Below are 3,923 nucleotides of genomic sequence, written 5' to 3'. Positions count from 1 at the left end.
CCCGCGACGTCGCGGGCAAGGACATCGTCATCGTCGGCATCCGCCCCGAGTACATCAAGGACGCCGAGGTCAACCCGGTCTCCGGTGGTGCGACGTTCAAGGCCGTCGTCGACCAGACGGAGTGGCTCGGCAACGAGCAGTACGCCTACATCCCGTTCGAGCAGGACCCGGCGGCGAAGCAGCACCTCGACGCGCTCGAGAAGGACCTCGACGGTGAGGGCGCTCGCAGCCAGCTCGTCGTCAACCTCGACGCTCGCTCGCAGATCTTCGAGGGCGACGAGGTCGAGTTCGCGTTCGACCCGGCACACATGCACGTGTTCGACCCGGAATCGGGCCACAACTACACGCGCAACGAGGAGAAGGCCACCCAGATCGCGGCGAACTCGGAGAAGCAGCGCAAGGCCGCGCTGCAGCGTGCCAAGGAGCGTGACGCCCGCGGCGCCATCTCCGGAGGAACGGACGTCTGAGCGTTGATGTGAGCCTCATGCTCGGGTTCACCCCGAGCATCGGTTGAGGTCACGCTCCAGTAGAGGTCGAGGGCCCGCATCGGTGACGATGCGGGCCCTCGTGCTGTGTTCGTGCGGCATCCGAATACTGCGCGGTGGGGCTGCGTTGCAAGGACGCTGCCCTCGCAAGGACGGTGCTCGGCATGGCTGTGCTGTGTCGCCGTCGGGCCGTGGTTGTGCGCCGGGTGCACTGGCGCAAGCGTCGAGACCTGGTGCGAGCTCAGAGGCCGGCGATCTCTTCACGCGTGGGCGGGTTCGAGCCGGCGCGCGTCACCGTCGTCGAGGATGTGGCGATGGCGCGCGCGAGGGCGGGGCGCACGTCGTCCTCGCGGGCGTGCGCGAGGCGCTGACGGGCCTCGACACCGCCGAGCAGCCCGAGGTCGAGCAGCCCCGAGATGAGCCCTGACATGAACGAGTCGCCGGCGCCGACGGTGTCGGCGACCTCGACGGAGCGCCCGGCCACCTCGAAGGTGCCGCTCTCGGCGAGGCGGACGTGCGCTCCGTCACCGCCGCGGGTGATGATGACGAGTCGCGGCCCGAGGCCGGCCCACAACTCGGCGATCTCCTCGACGCTGCGGCCCGGGTAGAGCCACTGCGCGTCCTCGTCGGAGGACTTGATGACATCGACGTACCCGCAGAACTGCTCGACGCGCTCGCGCTCGTCGTCGGGGCTGCCCATGAGGGAGGGGCGCACGTTCGGGTCGAACGACGTCGTCGCGGACGCGTGAGCGGCCTTCAAAGCCTCGAAGACCGACGCGGAGCCCGGGGTGAGCGAGGCGCCGATCGAGCCGGTGTGGACGTGCGCGACATCCGTCGGCAGGCCCGTGACCGCCGGCCAGTCGATGGCGAAGTCGTACGTCGCGGCGCCGTCGTCATCGAGGTGGGCCTGAGCTGTCGACGTGGCGTCGAGGTCGAAGCTCGCGACCGTCAGCTCGACGCCCTCGTCGGTGAGCAGGCGCTGGATGCGGTGACCCCGCTCGTCCTCACCGAGGTGCGTGGCGAGGACGGCGGGGTGGCCGAGGCGCGACAGCCCGACCGCAACGTTGAGCGGGCTGCCACCGACGTGTTCCGCGCTCTCGCCGTCGCGAGGATGGACGACGTCGATGAGGGCCTCACCGATGACGAGCGTGGTGGCGGTATTGGGCTGGGTCATGCGTCGGCTCCTGGCGTCTCGTCGCCGCGGCCGGCGTCATGCGCTGCCCCGACTTACTGGTACTGCTCCGAAGCGTATTCAGCCACCTTGCTCAGGCGGTGCTCGGCCTCGATGGTTCGTACGGTACCGCTCTTGCTGCGCATGACGAGCGAGCTCGTCGTGCAGCCGTTCTCGCGGTAGCGCACACCCTTGAGCAGTTCACCGTCGGTGATGCCCGTCGCGACGAAGAAGCAGTTGTCGCCGCGGACGAGATCGTTCGTCGTCAGCACACGATTGACGTCGTGGCCCGCGTCGAGCGCGCGCTGCTTCTCCTCGTCGTCCTTCGGCGCAAGACGGCCCTGGATGACGCCGCCGATGCACTTGATCGCGCACGCGGTGATGATGCCCTCAGGCGTGCCGCCGATGCCGAGCAACAGGTCGACACCCGTGTTGGGGCGGGCGGCCATGATGGCACCGGCGACGTCACCGTCGGAGATGAACTTGATGCGCGCGCCGGCGTCACGGATCTCCTGCGCGAGCGGCTCGTGGCGCGGGCGATCGAGCAGCACGACCGTGACGCCGTTGTTCGTCGTGTTCTTGGCCTTCGCGATGCGGCGGATGTTCTCGGCGACGGGCAGGCGGATGTCGACGACGTCTGCGGCCTCGGGGCCGGTGACGAGCTTGTCCATGTAGAACACGGCACTCGGGTCGTACATCGAGCCGCGCTCGCTGACGGCGAGGACGGAGACGGCGTTCGGCATGCCCTTCGCCGTCAGCGTCGTGCCGTCGATCGGGTCGACGGCGACGTCGACGTCGGGGCCCGTGCCGTCGCCCACCTGCTCACCGTTGAAAAGCATCGGGGCCTCGTCCTTCTCGCCCTCGCCGATGACGACAGTGCCGTTCATGCTCACCGTCGAGATGAGGGTGCGCATCGCCTCGACGGCGGCGCCGTCCGCGAGGTTCTTCTCACCACGACCGACCCAGGGGCCGGCGGCCATGGCGGCTGACTCGGTGACGCGCACGAGTTCGAGCGCCAGGTTGCGGTCGGGGATCTGGTAGGTGGGCAGCTTCGATGTCACGATCGGTGTCTCCTCGATGTCGCACTGGTGTGGCGGCTGGCTCCCGCGGTGCTCGAGGCTGCGTGGCCGGGGCGGCGGGCCGCCCCGGTTTCCGCTGACGCGGGTGCGTCGGCGAACATGGGGGAGTGAGTACCCCGCACGAGAAGGCCGCGACCACCGAGCCGACACAGCCTGCGTCAACGCCGGCCATGCCCCCGCCCCCTCCGCCGAAGCGGCGCGGGATGCAGGGAAACGCCAAGAGCATGGTCCTGTCCATGATCGCCTGTATCGCCGGCTGTTTGGTGATTTTGGCCCTCATTCCTCGTCAGGGGGCTACGAAACTGCCCACCGTGCAGGCGTCACAGATCGCGCGCGAGGTGTCGTCGACGAAGCACTGGGACGTCGCCGTCGCCGACGGGCTCGGTTCGCCGTGGCGTGCCGTCAACGTCGCGATCGTGCCGGGCGACAAGGATCACGCGGAGCGTTGGCGCGCGGGCTATCAGGGTGACGGTGAGGACTACGTCTCGATCCAGCAGCGCAAGGACGGCGGCGCGGCGTGGATCAAGGACGTTGCATCCGGCTCTGATGCCGGCAGCGTCGACCTCGGCGGCGTGAACTGGCGCAAGGTCGAGATGCAGTCGGGCCAGAAGGGGCTCGTGCGCTCGCAGCCGCTCGCCGGGCTCGACACCGTCGTCACCGGCAAGGGCTCGTGGGCCCAGTTGCAGCAGATCGCCACGGCGGCCAAGCCGTACAGCCAGATCGCGAAGTGAGCGAACGCGAGCGTCGGGAACGCTGAACTCGGACGCGCTCAGGCCGGGCGCGCGTAGTGCCCGGCGCGCGGCGCGTCAGGCTCGTTCGCTGCCGTTCTCTCGGCGCGCGACGGCTTCTTCGATGCGCGACTGTGCCCCGTCGAGCCACCGCGTGCAGTGATCGGCGAGGGCCTCGCCGCGCTCCCACAGCCGCATGCTCTCCTCGAGCGGCGCGCGACCACCTTCGAGCGTCGTGACGATCTGGGCGAGCTCGTCGCGAGCCTGTTCGTAACCCATGCTCGCAATGTCGGCGTTCGCGGCGTCGGGCGCGCTCGCGGGCACGGTACCAGGGGTGCCGGCCTGGGCGGCATCGGTCGAGTCGTGGTTCATGACGTCGTCGGACGCCTCGTTCGCGGGTGCCTCGTGCGAGTCGCTCATGCGTCGTCCTCGGTGGTCTCGGATCGGGTGGTGGTGGGCG

The 3,923-nt window shown here is 69.4% G+C and carries 4 protein-coding genes and 1 pseudogene; 2 read left to right on the top strand and 3 right to left on the bottom strand.

The annotated features are described in order from the left end of the window. Window positions 1–467 (top strand): annotated as a pseudogene (locus tag B2284_RS03070) (ABC transporter ATP-binding protein); the annotation flags it as partial. 259 nt (window positions 468–726) lie between these two features. Here B2284_RS03070 and B2284_RS03065 read toward each other — a convergent pair. Next, on the bottom strand, window positions 727–1,659 hold the full coding sequence (locus B2284_RS03065; protein WP_062258632.1) for a carbohydrate kinase family protein: 933 nt from the start codon (window positions 1,657–1,659) through the stop codon (window positions 727–729). A 53-nt stretch (window positions 1,660–1,712) separates the two neighbouring features. Further along, window positions 1,713–2,717 carry a class II fructose-bisphosphatase gene (gene glpX, locus B2284_RS03060; protein ID WP_006946101.1) on the bottom strand — a complete coding sequence of 335 codons (1,005 nt, stop codon included), beginning with the start codon at window positions 2,715–2,717 and terminating at the stop codon, window positions 1,713–1,715. Between the two features lie 188 nt (window positions 2,718–2,905). On the opposite strand from glpX, the gene B2284_RS03055 reads away from it, so the two are divergent. Continuing rightward, entirely contained in the window at window positions 2,906–3,466 is a 561-nt protein-coding gene (locus B2284_RS03055; RefSeq protein WP_083603928.1) for a DUF4245 family protein, read from the top strand. Window positions 3,467–3,541: 75 nt separating this feature from the next. Here the strand turns inward: B2284_RS03055 and B2284_RS03050 are convergent, their stop codons facing one another. Then, on the bottom strand, window positions 3,542–3,883 hold the full coding sequence (locus tag B2284_RS03050; RefSeq protein ID WP_074040636.1) for an exodeoxyribonuclease VII small subunit: 342 nt from the start codon (window positions 3,881–3,883) through the stop codon (window positions 3,542–3,544). Window positions 3,884–3,923: the final 40 nt, after the last annotated feature.

This window comes from Dermacoccus sp. UBA1591 (assembly GCF_002322065.1).
In the GTDB taxonomy this organism is placed as follows: Bacteria; Actinomycetota; Actinomycetes; order Actinomycetales; family Dermatophilaceae; genus Dermacoccus; species Dermacoccus nishinomiyaensis.
Note: the sequence above shows the minus strand (reverse complement) of the source record. Positions and strands in the feature narration are given on the sequence as shown.